Source organism: Aeribacillus sp. FSL M8-0235, assembly GCF_038000355.1.
Taxonomy (GTDB): Bacteria; Bacillota; Bacilli; order Bacillales; family Aeribacillaceae; genus Aeribacillus; species Aeribacillus composti.
This window is the reverse complement of record NZ_JBBOBW010000001.1, coordinates 1,563,097-1,581,918: the sequence shown is the minus strand read 5'-3', so window position 1 is coordinate 1,581,918 and position 18,822 is coordinate 1,563,097. Positions and strand designations below refer to the sequence as shown.

The 18,822-nt window shown below is 42.6% G+C and carries 12 protein-coding genes and 4 pseudogenes; all 16 read right to left on the bottom strand.

Annotated elements, in window-relative coordinates; translation table 11 throughout:
* Positions 1–98: 98 nt before the first annotated feature.
* The 16 genes and pseudogenes from NSQ71_RS07660 to NSQ71_RS07585 all read right to left on the bottom strand — a co-directional run bounded on the left by NSQ71_RS07660 (position 99) and on the right by NSQ71_RS07585 (position 18,763).
* Positions 99–1,613, bottom strand: coding sequence for a cobyric acid synthase (locus NSQ71_RS07660; protein WP_340733573.1), 1,515 nt, complete (start codon positions 1,611–1,613; stop codon positions 99–101).
* A gap of 608 nt (positions 1,614–2,221) precedes the next feature.
* Entirely contained in the window at positions 2,222–3,526 is a 1,305-nt protein-coding gene (locus NSQ71_RS07655) for an MATE family efflux transporter (RefSeq protein ID WP_327856200.1), read from the bottom strand.
* Between the two features lie 11 nt (positions 3,527–3,537).
* Positions 3,538–4,311, bottom strand: a complete 774-nt coding sequence (locus NSQ71_RS07650; protein WP_066248459.1) for an ABC transporter ATP-binding protein — start codon at positions 4,309–4,311, stop codon at positions 3,538–3,540.
* A 91-nt stretch (positions 4,312–4,402) separates the two neighbouring features.
* The gene (locus NSQ71_RS07645) at positions 4,403–5,197 is read right to left on the bottom strand and encodes an ABC transporter ATP-binding protein (protein WP_340733571.1); all 795 of its coding nucleotides are present in this window, start codon (positions 5,195–5,197) and stop codon (positions 4,403–4,405) included.
* Between the two features lie 12 nt (positions 5,198–5,209).
* Entirely contained in the window at positions 5,210–6,022 is an 813-nt protein-coding gene (gene nikC / locus NSQ71_RS07640; RefSeq protein ID WP_133309130.1) for a nickel transporter permease, read from the bottom strand.
* A gap of 2 nt (positions 6,023–6,024) precedes the next feature.
* Positions 6,025–6,966, bottom strand: a complete 942-nt coding sequence (gene nikB / locus NSQ71_RS07635; protein ID WP_066248451.1) for a nickel ABC transporter permease — start codon at positions 6,964–6,966, stop codon at positions 6,025–6,027.
* A complete protein-coding gene (gene nikA / locus NSQ71_RS07630) occupies positions 6,967–8,490 on the bottom strand; it encodes a nickel ABC transporter substrate-binding protein (protein ID WP_340733569.1) in 1,524 nt (507 codons plus the stop codon).
* Between the two features lie 344 nt (positions 8,491–8,834).
* Positions 8,835–9,701 (bottom strand): alpha/beta hydrolase, encoded by an 867-nt coding sequence (locus NSQ71_RS07625; RefSeq protein ID WP_340733567.1) that lies wholly within the window; start codon positions 9,699–9,701, stop codon positions 8,835–8,837.
* A 349-nt stretch (positions 9,702–10,050) separates the two neighbouring features.
* Positions 10,051–11,076, bottom strand: a complete 1,026-nt coding sequence (locus NSQ71_RS07620) for a FecCD family ABC transporter permease (protein WP_340733563.1) — start codon at positions 11,074–11,076, stop codon at positions 10,051–10,053.
* Positions 11,069–12,076 (bottom strand): FecCD family ABC transporter permease, encoded by a 1,008-nt coding sequence (locus NSQ71_RS07615; protein WP_340733561.1) that lies wholly within the window; start codon positions 12,074–12,076, stop codon positions 11,069–11,071. The genes NSQ71_RS07620 and NSQ71_RS07615 overlap by 8 nt, the downstream gene beginning before the upstream one ends.
* A 20-nt stretch (positions 12,077–12,096) precedes the next feature.
* Positions 12,097–12,309, bottom strand: a pseudogene (locus NSQ71_RS07610) (iron-uptake system-binding protein); the annotation flags it as partial.
* Between the two features lie 146 nt (positions 12,310–12,455).
* Positions 12,456–13,821 (bottom strand): annotated as a pseudogene (locus NSQ71_RS07605) (ISLre2 family transposase).
* A 393-nt stretch (positions 13,822–14,214) separates the two neighbouring features.
* A complete protein-coding gene (gene ltrA / locus NSQ71_RS07600; protein ID WP_340734419.1) occupies positions 14,215–15,474 on the bottom strand; it encodes a group II intron reverse transcriptase/maturase in 1,260 nt (419 codons plus the stop codon).
* A gap of 1,694 nt (positions 15,475–17,168) precedes the next feature.
* Positions 17,169–18,024, bottom strand: a pseudogene (locus tag NSQ71_RS07595) (Cof-type HAD-IIB family hydrolase).
* Positions 18,025–18,044: 20 nt separating this feature from the next.
* A pseudogene (locus NSQ71_RS07590) lies at positions 18,045–18,327 on the bottom strand (nucleotidyltransferase family protein).
* On the bottom strand, positions 18,311–18,763 hold the full coding sequence (locus tag NSQ71_RS07585) for an HI0074 family nucleotidyltransferase substrate-binding subunit (protein ID WP_015864185.1): 453 nt from the start codon (positions 18,761–18,763) through the stop codon (positions 18,311–18,313). Before NSQ71_RS07585 ends, NSQ71_RS07590 begins: the two are co-directional and overlap by 17 nt.
* Positions 18,764–18,822 lie beyond the last annotated feature (59 nt).

The window sequence follows — 18,822 nt, the reverse complement described above, 5'->3', positions numbered from 1 at the left end:
TTTTTATAAAAAAACAGACAGCTAAAATCACAGTGCAAAAAAGATTTCCATATAAATGTAAAGAGGCGAACAAACATATCAGATTTCCGTTTATTTTCTTAGAAAAAAGATTTGCTTTGAAACCGTTCCATTTCCCGATAAATAAACTCGATGTCTACATGCTTCCGGAGACAATCGGCAAGCCGGTCAAATGCTTCTTCACGAATGTTTTTCATTGATGGCCGCTCATAAATCGCCGGAAGACCTTTTCTTTTTCTTATCAAATTCAAAAATGCCGTTCGAAACTCATCGTTATGAAATATGCCATGAAAATACGTTCCAATTAGGAGGCTGTCTTGGCTTATGCAGCCGTCAACTCCTTCTTCGGTCGTAATAAATGGCGATACGTCCCCTTCATAAGAAGTTGTTCCCATATGAATTTCATAGCCTTCCACCGGCATATTACAATCAGCCAAGTGGGCCATCCCTGTTGTAAGAGTCGTCCTTTTCTCTTTCATCATGGCGGTGCGAATCGGGAAAAAACCGAATCCGTTTGCGCTCCCTATCGTTGTTTCTACGTGATGCGGGTCTGAAATCTCCCTTCCGAGCATTTGATAACCGCCGCATATGCCGACAATGACTGATTTTTTCGCACGATAAAGCTTTTCTATCGCATCCTCAAAGCCGGATTTTCGCAAAAGCAATAAGTCCTCAATTGTATTTTTCGTTCCCGGCAAAATGACAACATCCGGTTCTCTGAGTTCATTTGCCTCCTTTACATAGCGAACATGGCAATCCTTTTCATATAGAAACGGGTCAACATCGGTAAAGTTCGAAATGTGAGGAACATGAATAACAGCAATATCAATCTCGCTAGTTTTCTCATTTGTACGTGGAAACGTATCTAATATGACGGCGTCTTCCGCCTCAATGTTTAAATTAGAAATATATGGTACGACCCCTAAAACCGGTTTGCCTGTATACTCTTCAAACCAGCGAATTCCCGGCTCCAGCAAGGAAATATCCCCGCGAAACTTGTTAATCACTACCCCAATTACGCGATCGCGATCTTCAGGCTCAAGCAGCTGCAATGTTCCTACTAAACTCGCAAATACACCGCCTCTATCAATGTCGCCGACAAGAATGACAGGAGCGTTTGTTAACCGGGCAATGCGCATATTGACAAGCTCGCGATCATTTAAGTTAATTTCCGCAGGGCTCCCCGCTCCTTCTATAACGATTCGCTCATATGTACTTGCCAAATGATGATACGCTTCTTTAATCACCTGCAAACCAAGTTCAAAAAATTCCTGCCGATACGCTGCTGCCTTATAATTTTGATACGGCTTACCGTTCACAACAATTTGTGAAGTGTGATCGCTCACAGGCTTGATCAAAATCGGGTTCATATCCGCAGTTGCGACCGTTCTTGCCGCCTCCGCCTGCACTCCTTGGGCGCGGCCGATTTCCTTGCCGTCAACGGTAATATACGAATTGAGTGACATATTTTGTGATTTAAACGGCGCCGTTCGATATCCGTCCTGCGCAAAAATTCGGCAAAAACCTGTCGCAATCACGCTTTTTCCCGCATCGGAATGCGTACCTTGAATCATGATGGGCAATGCTTTATTCATCTGTTTTTCTCCTCTCACAATCATTCACAAATGTTTCGCAAATTCCGAGTATGAAGCACCGCCGTATGAAAAGGCGGGCCAATAAATCAGGACTGCATGTAAATCCTTTATCTTCGAAAAAAAACACGGTGGCTATTTTTTTCATTGATCACGCCGATCAATTCAGGCAAATTTTTGGCAGCAGATCTTTGACGAATCATCACGTACATTCCACGGGAAAGTCGGTCTCTTGCTTGCTTTTTTGTCGCACATTTTTAACTCGCCCACATGATGCCAATTCCCCGACATTGCTTGCCGTTTCCAACAAAGATGATTCTTTTCCAACATTTTTACACGGAAATCTTTTTGGTTGGATTCTACTGTTTCAACAACGATGATTTATTTCCAACTCATTCATGCTCCCTTTTCAAAAATTGATAATGACTGAAGTATTATAACATCCTTCATTTTCCGCTAGTATCATGATGCACGAGATGATCAAAAATAATTGCTATGTTTCTTTGCTAAATGAAAAATTCCGCATATACAGTGATCGTGATCTGTAAGTTAAGGCATATCTTTATGTGTCCAATCGTTTGATAGACTCAGCACTTAAGATCACCGGCACCTCATTTTTTGAATAAAGTTCTGTTTAATGCTGGAACATACATAGCTAAAAACACAGACCGACCGAGGCTGAAAACAATAAAAGCAAGCCACAAACCGTGGTTATAATACATCGGAATCAAAATGAAAAGACAAACAATATATACTGCAAGAGAAATCAGCATGGAATTGCGAATCGGATTGGTCATGGTCGCTCCTGTAAAAACACCGTAGAGAATTAAACCGAAGCTTGCCGCAAGTGGAAATATCGTGACCCAAATACTGTAGGAGCTGGCCAGTTCGATCACGTTCTGATTTTTCGTAAAAACAGGAATGATCGAATCTTTAAACAGTATATAAATAAGCATCATAAACAAGGGGGAAATTATCGCCCATTGCCCTGTCAACGATAAAGTGCGTTTATACAAAGCTTCATCCTTTGCACCGACAGCTTTTCCGACGAGAATACTGCTGGCATTGGCAAATCCGTCTAAAAAGTACGCCATGATATAATGAATTTGAATGAGAACGGCATTGGCTGCCAGTATTTCGGTACCAAAAGAGGCACCTCTCGCTGTAAAAAGATTAAACACGGTTAACAAACAAATCGTGCGAATAAGCAAATCCCGATTGACCGCCATCATCTTCTTAAATTCTCCTGCATTCCACAGCTCGCTGCTAGGAATGGAGAAAAGGCGAAGATCGGAAGACTTTAACACGATATACATTCCAATGAGAAATGCAGCCACTTCTGAAATCAATGTAGCGGCGGCTACACCATTCACATCTTGATGAAAAACGTTCACAAACAACAAATCAAGTACAACATTTAATAGATTCATAAATACTTGTAAAAATAGCGAAATTTTAACACGAGACATTCCCATGAGCCATCCTAGAATGACGTAATTCGCCAGCGTAAACGGGGCTCCCCAAATGCGGATCGAAAAATATTCGTCCGTGAAAGTCATGACTTTCTCATCCGGATGAATAAGCGTTAATGCGATATGCTTCATCGGCCATTGAACGAGGATAAATAGAATGCCGACGGCTAACGCAATGAGGAACGGTCTTACGAAATATAAAAAACATTGCTTGGCATCTTGCGCACCATAAGCTTGTGCGGCAAAGCCGGACGTACTGACCCGCAAAAAGCCAAACAACCAATACATCGTATTAAAAATCATCGTCCCTACAGCTACGCCGCCAATATACGCTGGATCAGGAAGCTGTCCCACTACTGCCGTATCGACAGCTCCTAATAACGGGGTGGTGATCGTTGAAATGATAAGCGGAATCGCCAAAGATAGATAAGTTCGGTGAGTCATTATTATCCCCCTTAACCTTCAAACAAGTTAATGAGCATTTTTGTATATGGGTGGCGGGCTTGAGAGAATATATCATTCTTTTGAAAGCAGTCAATAAAAGCCCCATCTTTCATTACCAAAATGCGCTCGCTTAAAAAATGAACCGACGGGAGATCATGGGAAATAAATAGATAGGATAATTCCAATTGTTTTTGCAGCTCCTTTAAAAGAGTTAATATTTGCCCTTGTGTATAGACATCTAAGCTTGCTGTCGGTTCATCTAAAATGATCAAAGACGGCTGGATGCTAATCGCACGAGCAATGGCAACACGTTGTTTTTGCCCTCCGCTTAACTCGTGGGGATAGCGATAAAGATAGCGGTCCGCCATCCCAACCATCTCTAGCAGCCGCTTTGCGCATAATTCACGGTGCTCTCTTACATCTTGCAAATAAATGGGGTAGATATTACGATGTGTATCTAATGCCTCCATGACAGAATCGATGATCTTTCGTTTTGGATTTAAAGCCGCTGCCGGATTTTGAAACACCGCTTGCATACAATGGCGAATTTTTCGAATTTCTCTTTTAGTCATTTTATGCAATGGTTGGTCATGTAAAAAAATTTCGCCTTCGCTTATTTTTTCTAACATAAGCAAGCAGCGCGCCAATGTACTTTTCCCGCTGCCGCTTTCACCGACAAGCCCGACGCATTCGCCTTTTTGTATCGATATCGACACCCCGTTGACTGCTTGATGACCTGAAGCATAAATTTTTTTGATATTTTTGGCCAATAATAGATCTGCCATTATGACATATTCCTTTCCATTGCAAAATCCAGTTTAACAGGCGAGACAATACGCCTAATCGCTGATACAACGCTGAATGACCGCTCGGCCTTCACGTGATCACTTTATGCATTTTATTCGGCAAGGTTGGAGCGGCACTCAATAATTGCTTGGTATAAGGATGACGAGGATGGTGAATAACATTTGTTTTCGTCCCTGTTTCGACAATCTCCCCTTTCTTCATTACTGCAACAGTATCGGAATATTTCCTAGCAAGCCTCAAATCATGTGTAATAAATAATATTGCACAATTGATTTTCTCTTTGATATTCGCGATGACCTCTAACACATGTGCTGCTGTCATACTGTCAAGCGCAGTGGTAGGCTCATCAGCAATAAGCAATTTCGGATTCAGCATAATGGCCATAGCAATGGATGCACGCTGCAGCTGTCCGCCACTTAATTGAAAAGGGTAACTATTGTAGACGCGTTTTGCAGGGAGTTGTACGTCTTCCAATGCTTGAAAAGCGATTTCTTTTCTTTCGTTTTTAGTTAAAGAACCATGAGCTTGGATCATTTCATCCATTTGCTTACCGATTTTTATAAAAGGAGTAAACGAGCTTTGATAGTCTTGGAAAACATAAGATATTTCTTTTCCCCGTAAATTCTGAAATTCTTTATTCGATAAATGAGTCATATCCTTGTTGTCAAACTGAATATGCCCGGAGGCTATCCACATTTCTTTCGGCAGAAGCCCTCCAATCGCAGAAGCTGTGATGCTTTTGCCGCTGCCGCTTTCGCCAATTAATGTAAACCATTCTCCTTTTCTGGCAGTTATATTCACATTTTCAACAATCGGCTTATTTCGAAAATTAATTTGCATTTGATCAATAGTTAATAATGACATACCATCTCCCCTTTATCCTTTTACATCAAAACGGTCTCGCAATACATCACCAGCTAAATTAGAAACTAGAACAGTAAACATAATGGCAATTCCAGGAATAAACATTAAATATGGCGAGGTGTGAAAATATGGTGTACTTTCGTTCAACATCGCCCCCCATTCAGGAGTTGGCGGCTGCGCTCCTAAGCCGATGTAAGATAAGGAAGCGATCAACAAAATAATTTTTCCGAGATCCAACGTCGCTAAAACGAACACATTTCCCACGACATGGGGCAGCAAATGTTTACGAATAATTTGAAATGTGCTTAAGCCATTGACAACCGCCATTAAAATGTAATCTTTTTCTTTCTCAGATAACACCGTGCTGCGGACAAGCCGCACATAGCTTCCCCATTTCGCTACAACGATTGCAAAAATTAAATTTAACATACCGGGGCCTAAAATACCGCTCAGTACAATTGCGACAATAAAATCAGGGAAAGCTAGAAAAGCGTCTATGATTCTCATCAAATAACGATCGAAACGGCCTCCGACAAATCCTGAAAACATGCCTAACGGAACGCCGATCAACAAAACAATGCCCAATACGAGAATACTCGTTCCGACCGTTACTTGCCCTCCCGCTAGGATGCGAGAAAATAAGTCTCGCCCCAAATAATCCGTTCCGAAAAAATGCTCCGCACTTGGTTTCAGCAGACGTTCATTCATATTGATTTGCAACGGATCATATGGAGCAAGCAGCGGAGCTGTCAAGATGACAAGAAAAAAGGCAAATAGTATAAAAAGAAGCGTTCGTGAGTGCGTCCAATACATTTGTCTAAACATTTTCAACGTCTCTCTACTCCTTTTAAACGTATCTCAGGGTTTAAATAACGGCAGCAAATATCAACGAATATATTAATCAAGACAATCAAAATCGTAATAAACAATACATACCCTTGAATGACCGGGTAATCCCGGCGAATAATCGCATCTACCACCATTTTTCCAATTCCCGGGTATGCAAACAGTACTTCAATGACAACTGTGCCGCTTATTAAACTCCCAAGACTCATACCAAAAATCGTTATGACAGGAATTAAAGAACGGCGGAAAACGTGGAATAAAAATATCCGTTTTTCACTAATCCCTCTTGCCCTTGCCGCTTTCACATAGTCCTCATTCAAGCTTTCTAGTAAACTGGAACGCAGCAATCTGACATAAACAGCTGACATCGCGATTCCTAACGTAAGGGATGGCAGGATGACGTGTTGAATCGTTCCCTTTCCCATGCTTGGCAATATCCCTAATTGAACGGCAAATAATTCAATGAAAAGGAGCCCCAGCCAAAAGCTGGGGATGGATGAACCGACTAGTGCAAACAAACGGCATATATGGTCCACCCATTTATTTTTATAGAGTGCAGATAGAGTGCCTAAAGGAATAGAAATCAGAATCATTACGATTAAAGAAGTGCATGTGAGCGTAATGGTCGCAGGAAACCTTGATAACAACTCAGAAACTACCGGCTGCTTTGTTATATAGGAATGGCCTAAATCAAACTCGAAAAATCGTTTCAACCAATACCAATATTGAACGTATATAGGTTCATGTAACTTCAGTTCTTCTCTTAGCGCTTCAATTTGTTCTTTCGTAACGGACACTTCATCTACTTGAAGCATCTGTTTGACAGGATCGCCAGGTGCTAGTTTTATAAATATAAAACTAATGAAAGACAGCAGAAGTAAAAATATGATGAACTCTATGAATCGTTTCGCTACTTGAATCATTTACCCTTCCACATCCAAATCTTTTGTTAACATATAATACTCGCTTTTACTAGTTACCCAATTTTTTACTCCGTCACGATAGGCAACAATAATATTTGGATGTACGATAAAGGAATGGAGAGTCTTCTGATCAATGATTTTTAATGCTTTCTTCGCCAAATTGTTCCGTTCGTTCACGTCTACCGTTTGGTTCAATTGTTGAATGCTAGCTGTTAATTCTGGATGGTTAATACTCGCGTAGTTCAGCGCTCCGTTCGGCATGTATGTCGCATTCAAAAAGTATGCCGCATCTCCGCGCGGAGCCGTCACACTGCTGTATGTAGCAAAATCCCAATCATCATTGGCCGCTAAATACTCATCAATATTTTCCACTTGCTGAATCGACATCTCTATGCCAAGTTCCTTCGCCTTTGATTGGAGAATTTGTACAATTAAAGGAAGTTCAGGACGCGATGCGTATGTTAGCACTTTAAGCCGAACGGCCTTTCCGTCTTTCGTAACTTTTCCGTCTTCTACTTGAAAGCCTGCGTTACTAAAATACTGTTTCGTCACCTCTATTCCGCTTTCCTTTTCTTCATAGGATGGCGCAAACGGAGAACCAGCCAAAAAAGGACCTTTCGCTTCAACGGCATGTCCATTTAAAATATGTTCAACAATTTCCTTCCGATCTATTAAAGCATCCATCGCCTTGCGCACATTTTCATCTTTCATATAGGAGCTCTTCATATTATAAAACAGCTGATGTGTACGCAAACTTGGAACTGATTCTATTTTTACATTTTCTTCTTTTAATTTTTCAAGATTTTCTACCGGCGGTCTAAAAATAATGTCCGCATCTCCTGATTGAAGCGCCATTTTCCGTGCATTGGCATCCTCATTGAAAGCAAATGTTGCTTTTTCAAGCTTTGCTTTGCCATCCCAATACTTTTCAAATCGTTCGACCTTCAGCTCTACCCCAGGCTCAAAAGAAGAAATTTTAAATGGCCCCGTACCGATTGGCCTTTTATCAATATCTTTTTCATCAACATCGACGATCGCTGTATTTGGATGTACGAGTTCTGAAGGAAATTGCGGGAATACTTCTTCCGTTTGAATCGTTAACAATTGACCATCGGCTTTCATTTTGCTGATTTTTAATGCCGCTTGAACAGATGGACTATCGTTGATTGCTCTTTCTAACGAGGCCTTCACCGCTTGAGCATCAACTTTTTTCCCATTATGGAATGTAACACCTTCTCTAATTTTAAACGTCCAGTTTTTCCCATCTTTACTTTTCCATTCTTCTGCAAGCCAAGGTTCAATTTTTTGCTGTTCACTAATTTTGACAAGCGTCTCTCCTACTCCCGCACGAACTATCGTATAGTTCGTGTCTAAATGCGGATCGAGTGTGTTGGTTGGAAAGTTAAAAAGCAATGTTAATTCTTTGCTGCTCTTCTCCTTTTCTTTTGAGGAAGACTGTGAGCATCCGACAAGCAAAAAAATTGTTGTTAAAAGTATTAATATGCTTTTAAAATATCGAAACATTTTCTCACCTTCCTAAATCGTAATAGTTACTATTTTTATTTTCCTATCATACATATATTCGCTATTTTTGTAAATATTATTTCGAACAAAAATAATTCAAAATCACATATTTTTGAAATGTCCATTTATTTCTCGACATTCCCACTTCAAAAAATTGATGAGTTTCTTCCAAAAATTCCATGCTGAATCACATATAAGGCAAAATTAAAAGGCATGAGTCCGGTGTAATACCGAATTCATGCCCAAACAGTTGCCTAAATTTCCGTGTCTAACTTTTTGGGTTCAGTTCAAATTTTTGAAAAAAGTTCGCTCTCTTTATTAAGCATGATAAGAGCCTTGACAGATTATGTGCCCTGCTTTTCGCTTAGTGCAAACCTCACAGCACGGTTAATCAACGCCGGCAGCACGGACACATGGCCTTCATCCTCAAATTCTTTAAATTCCACGTGAAAATTGTTTTGATCAAGTCGTAATAGTCGTTCTGCAAGCTCTTTAGCGTTCGCATTCATGCCGCTTTTATGGAATTTTTCCAATTCTCCTACAGTGATTAATAATCGTATATGATGCTTATCATTTTCTAGACTAGAGATAAATTTTTGCTCTGCATCAAGTAGAAGCGATTTATTCCAATGAATGGACGGGCTGCCTGCGATATACGTATTGAAGGCGTACGGCTTTGTAAACAATGTTTGTAATACGAAGAGGCCGCCGAGTGAATGACCAAAAATCGCTTGTCTGTCTTTATCAATTTTGAACCTGCTTTCGATCAGCGGTTTAAGCTCCCCATCAATAAATTGCAAAAACTGTTCCGCTCCGCCATATTCTGGTCTGTCTGTCCCCTCTCGTCTCGAATACAATTCCGAAGCTGGCGGAGTCAGTGTAAAATCATAGTGGCGTTCAGGAGAAAACGGTTTTTCGATATGGTAACCGATGCCGACTACTAGTGCTGGAACGATTCCTGTCCTTTCGGGCCGCCTTGATTGGATACGGACTGCCTCAAACATTGTTCCGAATATAGCATTAGCATCCAAGAAATAAATAACTGGAAAGCCTGAAGGAGGAGGAGGCACATCAGGTATACCAAGCAAAATTTTGTATTGCCGATTTTCTTTTGAACGTATTAAAAATTGTTCAGTACTCGGAATGCTAACTTCTCGGCCAGCAGTATCTTTGTCCATCACATCAGCTTGTTTATCTTTTTTCCTATGCATGGTTAAACGCCTCCATATCATTGATTGATATCATCGGGGCAAAAATTACAACCCTCCAAATGAACATTTCAATCTCTTTTCCAAAGCCGACAAACATATGTATTCGCAACTGGTACTCTATTCTCTGACGGGCAAAACGGGCTCTTCCTTCATTAAAACAACCTGATGGGTAGCCGATTTTTTGAATGGATCACCTTCTATGGTTCATAAGACTTTACCTAGTATTTAAGACATCGCTTAGTAATGCCAAAATGGTGCCGAACGATGATTCTCATCTATATGAAAATAATTAGGTCAGATGATGCGGGATGACCTTTGAACTTATGAATCATTTACACAATTCCACGTTTCATTTTTTACTATCTTTAAATAATAAATAAATGAAATAAGGAACACCGATGATGGAAATGACAATCCCGACTGGCAATTCAGCTGGAGAAAAAACAGTTCTGGCAATATAATCGGAGACAATGACCATAAGCATGCCGACCGTTCCGCTGACGGGAATTAGCCAAAAATGATGGATTGCGACCAAACGCTTGGCGATGTGCGGTGCTATCAAACCGACAAATACAATGTTTCCAGCCACAGAGACACAAGCGCTCACAATTCCGATACTGCATAAAAGGAACACATTTTTTTCTTTTTCCGTACGAATTCCCAGTCCTATTGCTCTATCTTCTCCTAATTGAAGCAAGTCGAGTATATACGATTTTTTTATAATAATAGGAACTAATATGACGAGCCAAGGCAAAATAGAGACAATGTATTTCCAATTAGCATTCCATATACTTCCATTCAACCAAACTGTCGCCATTTCAAAATCCTGAGGGTTCATTTTCAAGGATAAAAACATAGACAAGGCCCCAAACCCAAATCCTATTGCAATTCCAACCAAAATCGCACGTTCGGAATCTAGTTTTCCATTTCGCCATGAGAATAAATAAATCAATAGTGCTGAAGCCAGTCCGCCTATCCAACCAAACAGCGGCATTGCCAAAGTTGACAGCCATCCGCTTCCCGTTATTTGCCCTTCAAAAAAGAGCATAAAAATAACGATAGCGGCTCCTGCCCCTGAATTGATTCCTAAAACGCCAGGGTCTGCAAGTCCATTTCTGCTAATCCCCTGTAAGGTTGCACCCGCCACTGCAAAACCAAATCCAATCAATGAAGCTATTAAAATACGGGGCAAGCGAAATTCAAATATGACCAAATCATGCTCAGAATTAGGATCAACCCGCAGCAAAGTCTTTACTATATCGATAACTTTAATATCAAATTCACCGTTTGTTAAGCTGACATATATTGCAGCAAAAATAAAGACTATACTGATCAGCATCACTGTCCAAAATCGTCTCGCCATTTGTTTATGCATATGTTCCTCCTCCTCTCTTGTAAATTAAATAGAGGAAGAAAGGAACTCCGATTAGGGAAGTGACAACTCCAATAGGAGTCTCAAACGGGTAATTCAAAAATCTGCTTAAAATATCGGACAGTGCTAAAAAAATACCTCCAAGTACTCCGGCGCAAGGAATAACCCACCTATAATCGATTCCAATTAAAAATCGGGTTATGTGCGGAATGATTAAACCAACAAATCCAATATTTCCTGCCAAGGCAACAGAAATACCAGTCAAAATGACGGTGCTGGCCATTGCTAACGCTTTGACCAACACCGTTTTCTGTCCTAAACTCACGGATACTTCTTCACCTAAAGAAAGAATTGTGAGCGATTTGGAAATATAAAGAGCCATTATGATCCCGGCAATTGCAAAAGGAATCGCAAGTTTTATTAGAAAGGGATCCATCTGATGCAGCCGGGCATTATACCAAAAACTGATGTTTTGCGATACTTGAAAATACGTTGACAAGGCAGCGGAAATACTGCTGAGAAACGTTCCAATAATAGTTCCGATGATCGCCATTCGAACGGGTGACATTCCGTTTGGCATAAGCGACGCCACGCCGAAGACGAAGCCAACAGCAATGGCTGAACCGAGTAGTGAAAATATTATCATGCTCAAAGATGATGCATCCGGCATGAAAATCATGCAAAGTGTAATAGCGAAAACCGATCCGTCAGAAACTCCCAAAATCGAAGGGGAAGCAAGATAGTTCCTCGTCATTCCCTGCATGATCGATCCAGATATGGCCAAGAAAATTCCGATTAAAAGTGCTCCAATCGCTCTTGGCAAACGGGAATGTATTACAATTTGGTGATTTACATTTTCCGGATCAAAATGAAAGAACGCCTCCCAAACCGTTTCGAAATTTATATCTTTCGCTCCATAAAGTATAGATAATAGAACTATGAGCACAAACGCAATAGGTGAAGAACATAAAATGAGAATGGATATAGGAATCTTTAAGCGCATATTATGATTCCCGCCCTGCATCATTCATTTGCCAATTTTTCAGTCGCTGCTTTTAAGAATTGAATTTTACTCCATGCTGTACCGCCTTGTGCCAACGGATCCACAACGTTTACGAATACTTTGTCGTTTTTAACTGCATTAATGCTTTTCCAGATCGGATTCTTTTGCAATTCCTCTAGTGCTTTTGGATTCTCTTGGTTCTCATCCTCTGAAAATTGGACAAAGAGATAATCGAGTCAGTCAAGACTTTGTGGGAACTTTTTTGATTCCTGAAAACAGATGTAAGTCATAGGTTAGCGAACCATTTTTTTGAATTTCATCCGTAAGCGCTTTCGGACTCTCATCCCTTGCCATGACAGACGAATATGTATACCTTTTTTTACCATCCCTTGAATTCAGACAGGGCATGATAGATCGGAGTCCCGGACGATTGCTGTAAATATGGCTTGTTTCCGCGTTACCTCCGGAAGAAGACGGCGGATGCGTTGTTTCGCCTTGTTCACGATCGTCTGTTTGGTAGATGCCGTTTCCTCCGCCGGATGCGACGATTCTTCTCCTAAACGATGTCCGAAAAGACGAATCCCATCCATCCGGGCAATCATTGCCTTGAAAAACGCCCTGAGTCCCTTGTCTGTCCAACTGCGGCGGTATTTCACCCGATACGCCAGCTGGCTCATCACGCTTTCAGCCCTCCCCATCGGATACATGCCCGTTGTGTCCACTCCTTGCTCCTTCAGCCATTCCCGGTAATCACGGATGCATCCCGGCATCGATTCGATCCGGTGGATCAAGGCAGCCAGCTGTTGTTCTTTCGCTTCGTCCCCCAGCGTGCCGAGGGCGCTGTTCAGTTCCACAAGCAGCTTCTCTTCATCCTGCTTCGCCAGCTTTTGCCGAATCGCCTGCCACCGTGGATGGCCCGAGAGGCATTGGCGCAACTCACGCGCCACGTGGAATCGATCCAATTGGAAGCAGACCCGTCCTTTGAAATACTCCCGGCACGCGGTAATCCATGGAGCGCCGTCCCCGTTGATGACAAGAAGATCCCGGCAAGGATCGTAGGCATATTCGTTCATCAAAAATTCCTCGAGGCCTTCCCACACCTCCCCCTTGCCCTCATGGACGTAATGGCGCTGATTCACGAATTCGATCCGTGAGCCGTTGCGCTTCCACCCTTCGTGAACGGTCAGGATTTTGTCTTCCTTGGCCCGTTTTCCCTTCCCTTGGCGAGAGACAAACAGTCCATCGGCCTCCACAAACAGCACCCGTCCATATCGCTGGTCAACCGGGCAGTGCAGCGGAACTTCAGCCTCGAGCACCAACTGGCGGATCGTCTCATGGCTCATCACCGGATACCCGACCATCTGGGCAAGCGTATGAGCCGCTTTGCGATAGGAAGAGCACTCCACAGCCAATCCCACCGCCGTTTCTTCTAGACAAGGGCTGATTGACTGTGATCCATCAAACGCTAAAAAGGAGTCAAGCAAAAACGTGTAACGGTTTTGTTCTCGGTCTAAATAGTAGTTTCGCTCAAAGGTAACTTCGCCAAACAGGGTTTGAATCGTGGTGCGTCGTTTGTCTTTCAAGTGGTACCGGCGCTTGTCCCGGGTTTCCGCCAATTGTCGGTCGATGTCCTCCAACAAAGCCGTAAACAGCTCGGTGAAGGCGTTTTGCAAGGCTCGAAACAAATCAAGTTCGATCTCTTTCCATGTCAACGAATTTGTGGTAAGATGTTGTTGAATATTCATGGGACTCTCTCCTCCTGTTTGTGGTGTGGTCAATGAACATCTTACCAGGGAGAGAGTCCTTTTTTCATGTTTCCTGCTTGGGATCCTACCGCGCTTTGCTTGGTGGCCCCGATGAGGGGGATTGCGAACCTACGTTCCCAACCCCCTCATCGAGGAATTCTAAGAATTTTTCCCACAAACATTTTACTCACACTTTACATTTTTCTACAAATTGTCCCTATCCATCTATTTCTTACTACTTATAAAGATACTTTCTATTTTCATGTTCTTTCACCCAAACATTTTCCATCTCGTTGAACGATTCCGCCTGTTTGCCGCAATCGAGTAGGAGGGGGTGACTAACCCCCGACCTCTCACACCACCGTACGTACCGTTCGGTATACGGCGGTTCAATTAAGTATGACGTAGTGCTTGATATCTTTCGAATAGACTTCTTAACCCTCGACGCTTCCAATAGGAGTTGTCGAGGGTTTTGTGTAGAATGGGACTGCAGGCAATCCGCCAATATTTCTTGCGTGTATTGCCCCATTCGAATGCTTTATGGCTTGGAACCCCTAATCCTCTGAGTTTCCGAATTCTTGTTTTCGGGGTTTTCCATTCTTTCCACAAACACATTCGAAGCCTTCGTCTAATCCATTCATCAAATTCTTTGAACTTACTTGGTGTTTCTGCCAAGGCAAAATATCCGCACCATCCCATTAAATACTTGTTCAGTTTCTCAATCCTTTTCTCCATTGGATACGGTTTCGACCTTGATGTAATTTCACGGATCTTGTTCTTCAAACGTTTCACACTTTCGTTCGCAATTCGTACCTTTGGAGTCTTATTGAGTGTGAAGCTGAAACCGAGAAACTTCCGTTTCCAAGGACGGTCTACCGCCGATTTCTCTTTATTTACCTTGAGCTTTAACTCCTTCTCGATAAAGTTCGTAATGGAATTCATGACACGAATTCCTGCTTTCTTTGTTTTCACATAGATGTTACAGTCATCCGCATACCGAACAAACTTATGTCCACGTTTCTCAAGCTCCTTATCCAATTCATGAAGCATGACGTTTGATAAAAGTGGACTAAGCGGGCCGCCTTGAGGCGTTCCCATGTCCGTTTCCATTACCACTCCATTGATCATCACGCCTGATTGAAGATACCGGCGAATTACCTTCAGTAGAATTTGATCTTTGATCGTTTTCGCCAAGATCCCCATCAGTTTGTCGTGATTCACCTTGTCAAAGAATTTCTCTAGGTCTATATCGACTACCCAACGATGTCCTTCTTTGATATAACCCTTTGCTTCCCTAACCGCATCATGTCCCCTTCTGCCTGGGCGAAAACCATAGCTATGGTTCGAGAAGGTCGGATCAAAAATTTTCGTCAACACTTGGGCAATCGCTTGTTGGATGAAACGATCCGTCACGGTAGGGATCCCTAGAAGCCTTACTCCACCGTTCGGTTTCGGGATTTCGACTCGACGGACGGGTAAGGGCTTGTAGGTTCCTTCTCTCAACGACTGTCGAATGGAGTCCCAATTTTCGTAGAGGTGTTTTCGTAGGTCTTTTACGGACATGCCATCTACTCCGTGACTTCCTTTATTCTGTTCGACTCGTTTCAGTGCCGCCAGGAGATTTTCCCGTGACAAAATCATTTCCATCAACATTGATATCCTCTCCACGTGAACGAATTCTTCTATTTGTGCCATCTTCTGCTCCACCCTCTTGAAGTCCCCCGTGGGATTCACCACTTCCTCCTTCAAGTAAGTCCTATCGGATTGTCTGCTTCCACACAGAAGATGAACGCCTAGCGATTCGTTCTCCTTAATTGTTCAGTCCTTCCTCTTCCATCTCGAGCTTGAAAGAGTACTATGACTTCTGCTGACTTCTGACTGTTCAGCTATCTATCACTAGATAGGTTACCAAGGTTACTTGGCGTGCCAGCCAGACCTCCCCGGGTAAGAGTGTAATCTTTCCTTCCATCCATCTGCTTCATTTACTCTGTATCACCTTCGGCAGAAAGGGCTTTGTTTTGTTGTGCAAACTCACCCAGTGATACCTAGCCTCATATGAAGTTCGTGTTCCTCAGACCGGAAGTTTGCCGCTCGCTTCCTTCAGATTCCGCGTCGCCACGGACACCCTTGCGTTAAGCTAACTGCTACTTCTGCCTTCGCAGCTCGGGACTTTCACCCTATAGATTACACCCATGCCGGGCGCACCCAATCGAGTAGGAGGGAGCGATTAACTCCCGTCCTCTCACACCACCGTACGTACGGTTCCGTATACGGCGGTTCAATTAAGATAATTGACGCAAGTTTTCATAACTTCCGTGAATAGCTGTTCTCTTTATGCCAGTGGTCACTCCACCCTCCAAGAGGTCTCCCACGGGATTCACCGCTTCCTCCCTCAAGTGAGGTACTACGTTTTCTGTGTTCATCATGACTCACTGAATGCCAAGGGCTATTCTCTCTTAATTGTTCGGTCCTTCTTAGTTGTTCTAGACCAACTAATACTATGACCTCTGCTGACTTCTGACGGTTCAGCTACTTATCACTAAGTAGGTTATGAAGCGTACTTCACATATCCACCAGACCTCCCCGGGTAAGTACATGCACTTTCACACCATCTATCCGCCTCATTTACTCGATATGACCTTCGACAGAAAGAGCTTTGTTTTGTTTTGCAAACTCACTCAATCATACCTAGCCTTATATGAGGTTCGTGTTCCTCGGACCGGTGTTTTGCCTCCAGCTTCCTTCAGATTCCGCGTCACCACGGACACCCTTGCTCTTGGCTAACCTCTACTTCTGTCTTCGGGGTTCGGGACTTACACCCTATAGTTCATATACATGCCGGGCGCACAAAAAAGACCAAGCCTTTTGCGCATCACAGGCTTGGTCTTTTGTTTGATCGATTATTCTGTTTCCATCCTCTGAACGAGGCATTCTTTGAAACAGGATCTAGAAAATGATAACGTTGAAATTTTTGTCAAAAAGTTTTAATCCTCTGAACGAGGCATTCTTTCAAACAGGGAAGAAGCCAAATCTTCCCGCGACAAAGATAGAGAAATGTTTCAATCCTCTAAACGAGGCCACCTCTCAAAAAGAGCACCTTCATTTTACCATTGATTTTCTAGGGCAGCAAGGGGCGTTTTTGCACACCCCTGCAAACCTCGCAAAAAATAAATTGTTGTTATGTAAACTAGACGGTTTGACCAAAATCGTCAAACGTCCAAACCGTTGATATATCAACATCGCACTTTAGTGCATGAAAGCAAAATCTTCATGTACACCTCCCCCCATTTTTGGCCGTTTTTAGACCGTGCATCGGCAATGGGACGGGGGAAGAGTGATGCCCATCGTCACTGTTTTCGCTTGACGATCAGTTCTTCCAATACGATCGCTACGCCGTCTTCTTCATGTGAGGCGGTGACGATGTCACTGACTTCTTTTAATTCGGGAGCGGCATTTCCCATCGCGACGCGATAACCGGCAACGGCGAACATTGATAAATCGTTATGGCTGTCACCGAAAACAACCGTATCTTTCAGATCGATGCCGTAATGGGCGGACAGTTTCATGAGCGCTTGTCCTTTCGTCGCCTGTTCATGGTTAATTTCGATGTTGTTTGGATGCGACGAGGTGACGGTAATGCCGGAGATGGCGGCAAACTGGGCGGCCGCTTCTTGTAAACGTTCTTGATGGAGAGAAAAAATGAGCACCTTATAAAACACGGTTTGCCGCTCCTCCCAGATGGCGCGGATGTCATCGACATACGTCACGCGCGCCTGCTGGAACTGCTTTTCGACGATGCGCTTTAATTCAGGCGCGATATCGCTTGCCTTTTCTGCCATCGCCTCAAGATGCGCGCGGTTATGGAGCCCGACATAGACGGCATCGCCCGTATAAATTTCGCAATATAAATCAGGCTGCGCGCGCACCCATTCGAGCGCCGGAATCAACTTTTCCTTGTCAAGCGGCACATCGCCAAGCACCGTCCCATCTTCTAATGTCATCACCGCGCCATTTAAACTCATAATCGGGCAAACAAGCCCCGCATCCCGAAGCGGCGCGCGCGCGTCTTTATACGCCCTGCCCGTCACGATCGCCACGATATGGCCCTTGCTTTTGCGCTGTCACAATGGCCTCTTTATTTCTTCTACTTACCTGTCCATTCGAATTGAGCAGCGTCCCGTCCATATCCAATGCGATTAACACTATTGCATCCCTCTTTCTCATTATGTACGTTTGTAAATCACTACTCCATCGCGGTCAATTTGCCGTTTTATTTAATAAATCGGCAAACAGTACATCATAGGAATAAATTCCGACAATGTCATCGATATCTTGAACAATTTTTCCTTTCTGTTCTCCTTCATAATCAATACACAAATCAATATCCGAATTATAACGCGCCGTATCCCTGGCCCTTGAACCAAATAAAATCACTTTCCGAATGCCACGTTCGCGTTGAAAGTAGTCCAATAATTTTCGATATACATCTTCATGAATTCCATACATCGCAATCAATCACTTCTTTTTTTATATTTTCAAGCAGCTTTTCGATTTCCCCCACATATTGTGCTATTATCTTGTTTTTAATTTTTTCATAATCATCCTCATTATAGACATGAACCGTCGCATTACGCGAACTTACAATGTCGTTCCACGTATCAATATTTTCAATCCATCCTTCTTTGAATGCTTGCCTGTAACAAGCACGCGGATTGCTTAATTCGAGTCCCCAAGACTTAAAAACCTTCGATAATAATTTCCACAATTGATCCTCTAAAATTTCGTACTTTTTGACAATCGAATCACGGTACACTTCTTTGGTGATGTCATCTGGATTTTTGATTTGCTGGAAGACATGGATAATATTTTTTAAATGCGTCAATAATCGGTACACATACTGATACGACAATATAATAATGGATTCTTTATATTTGTCATCCAAAATATAATGATGGATTCTTTATATTTGCCATCCAAATCTAGACTCCTCCTTGAATCTCA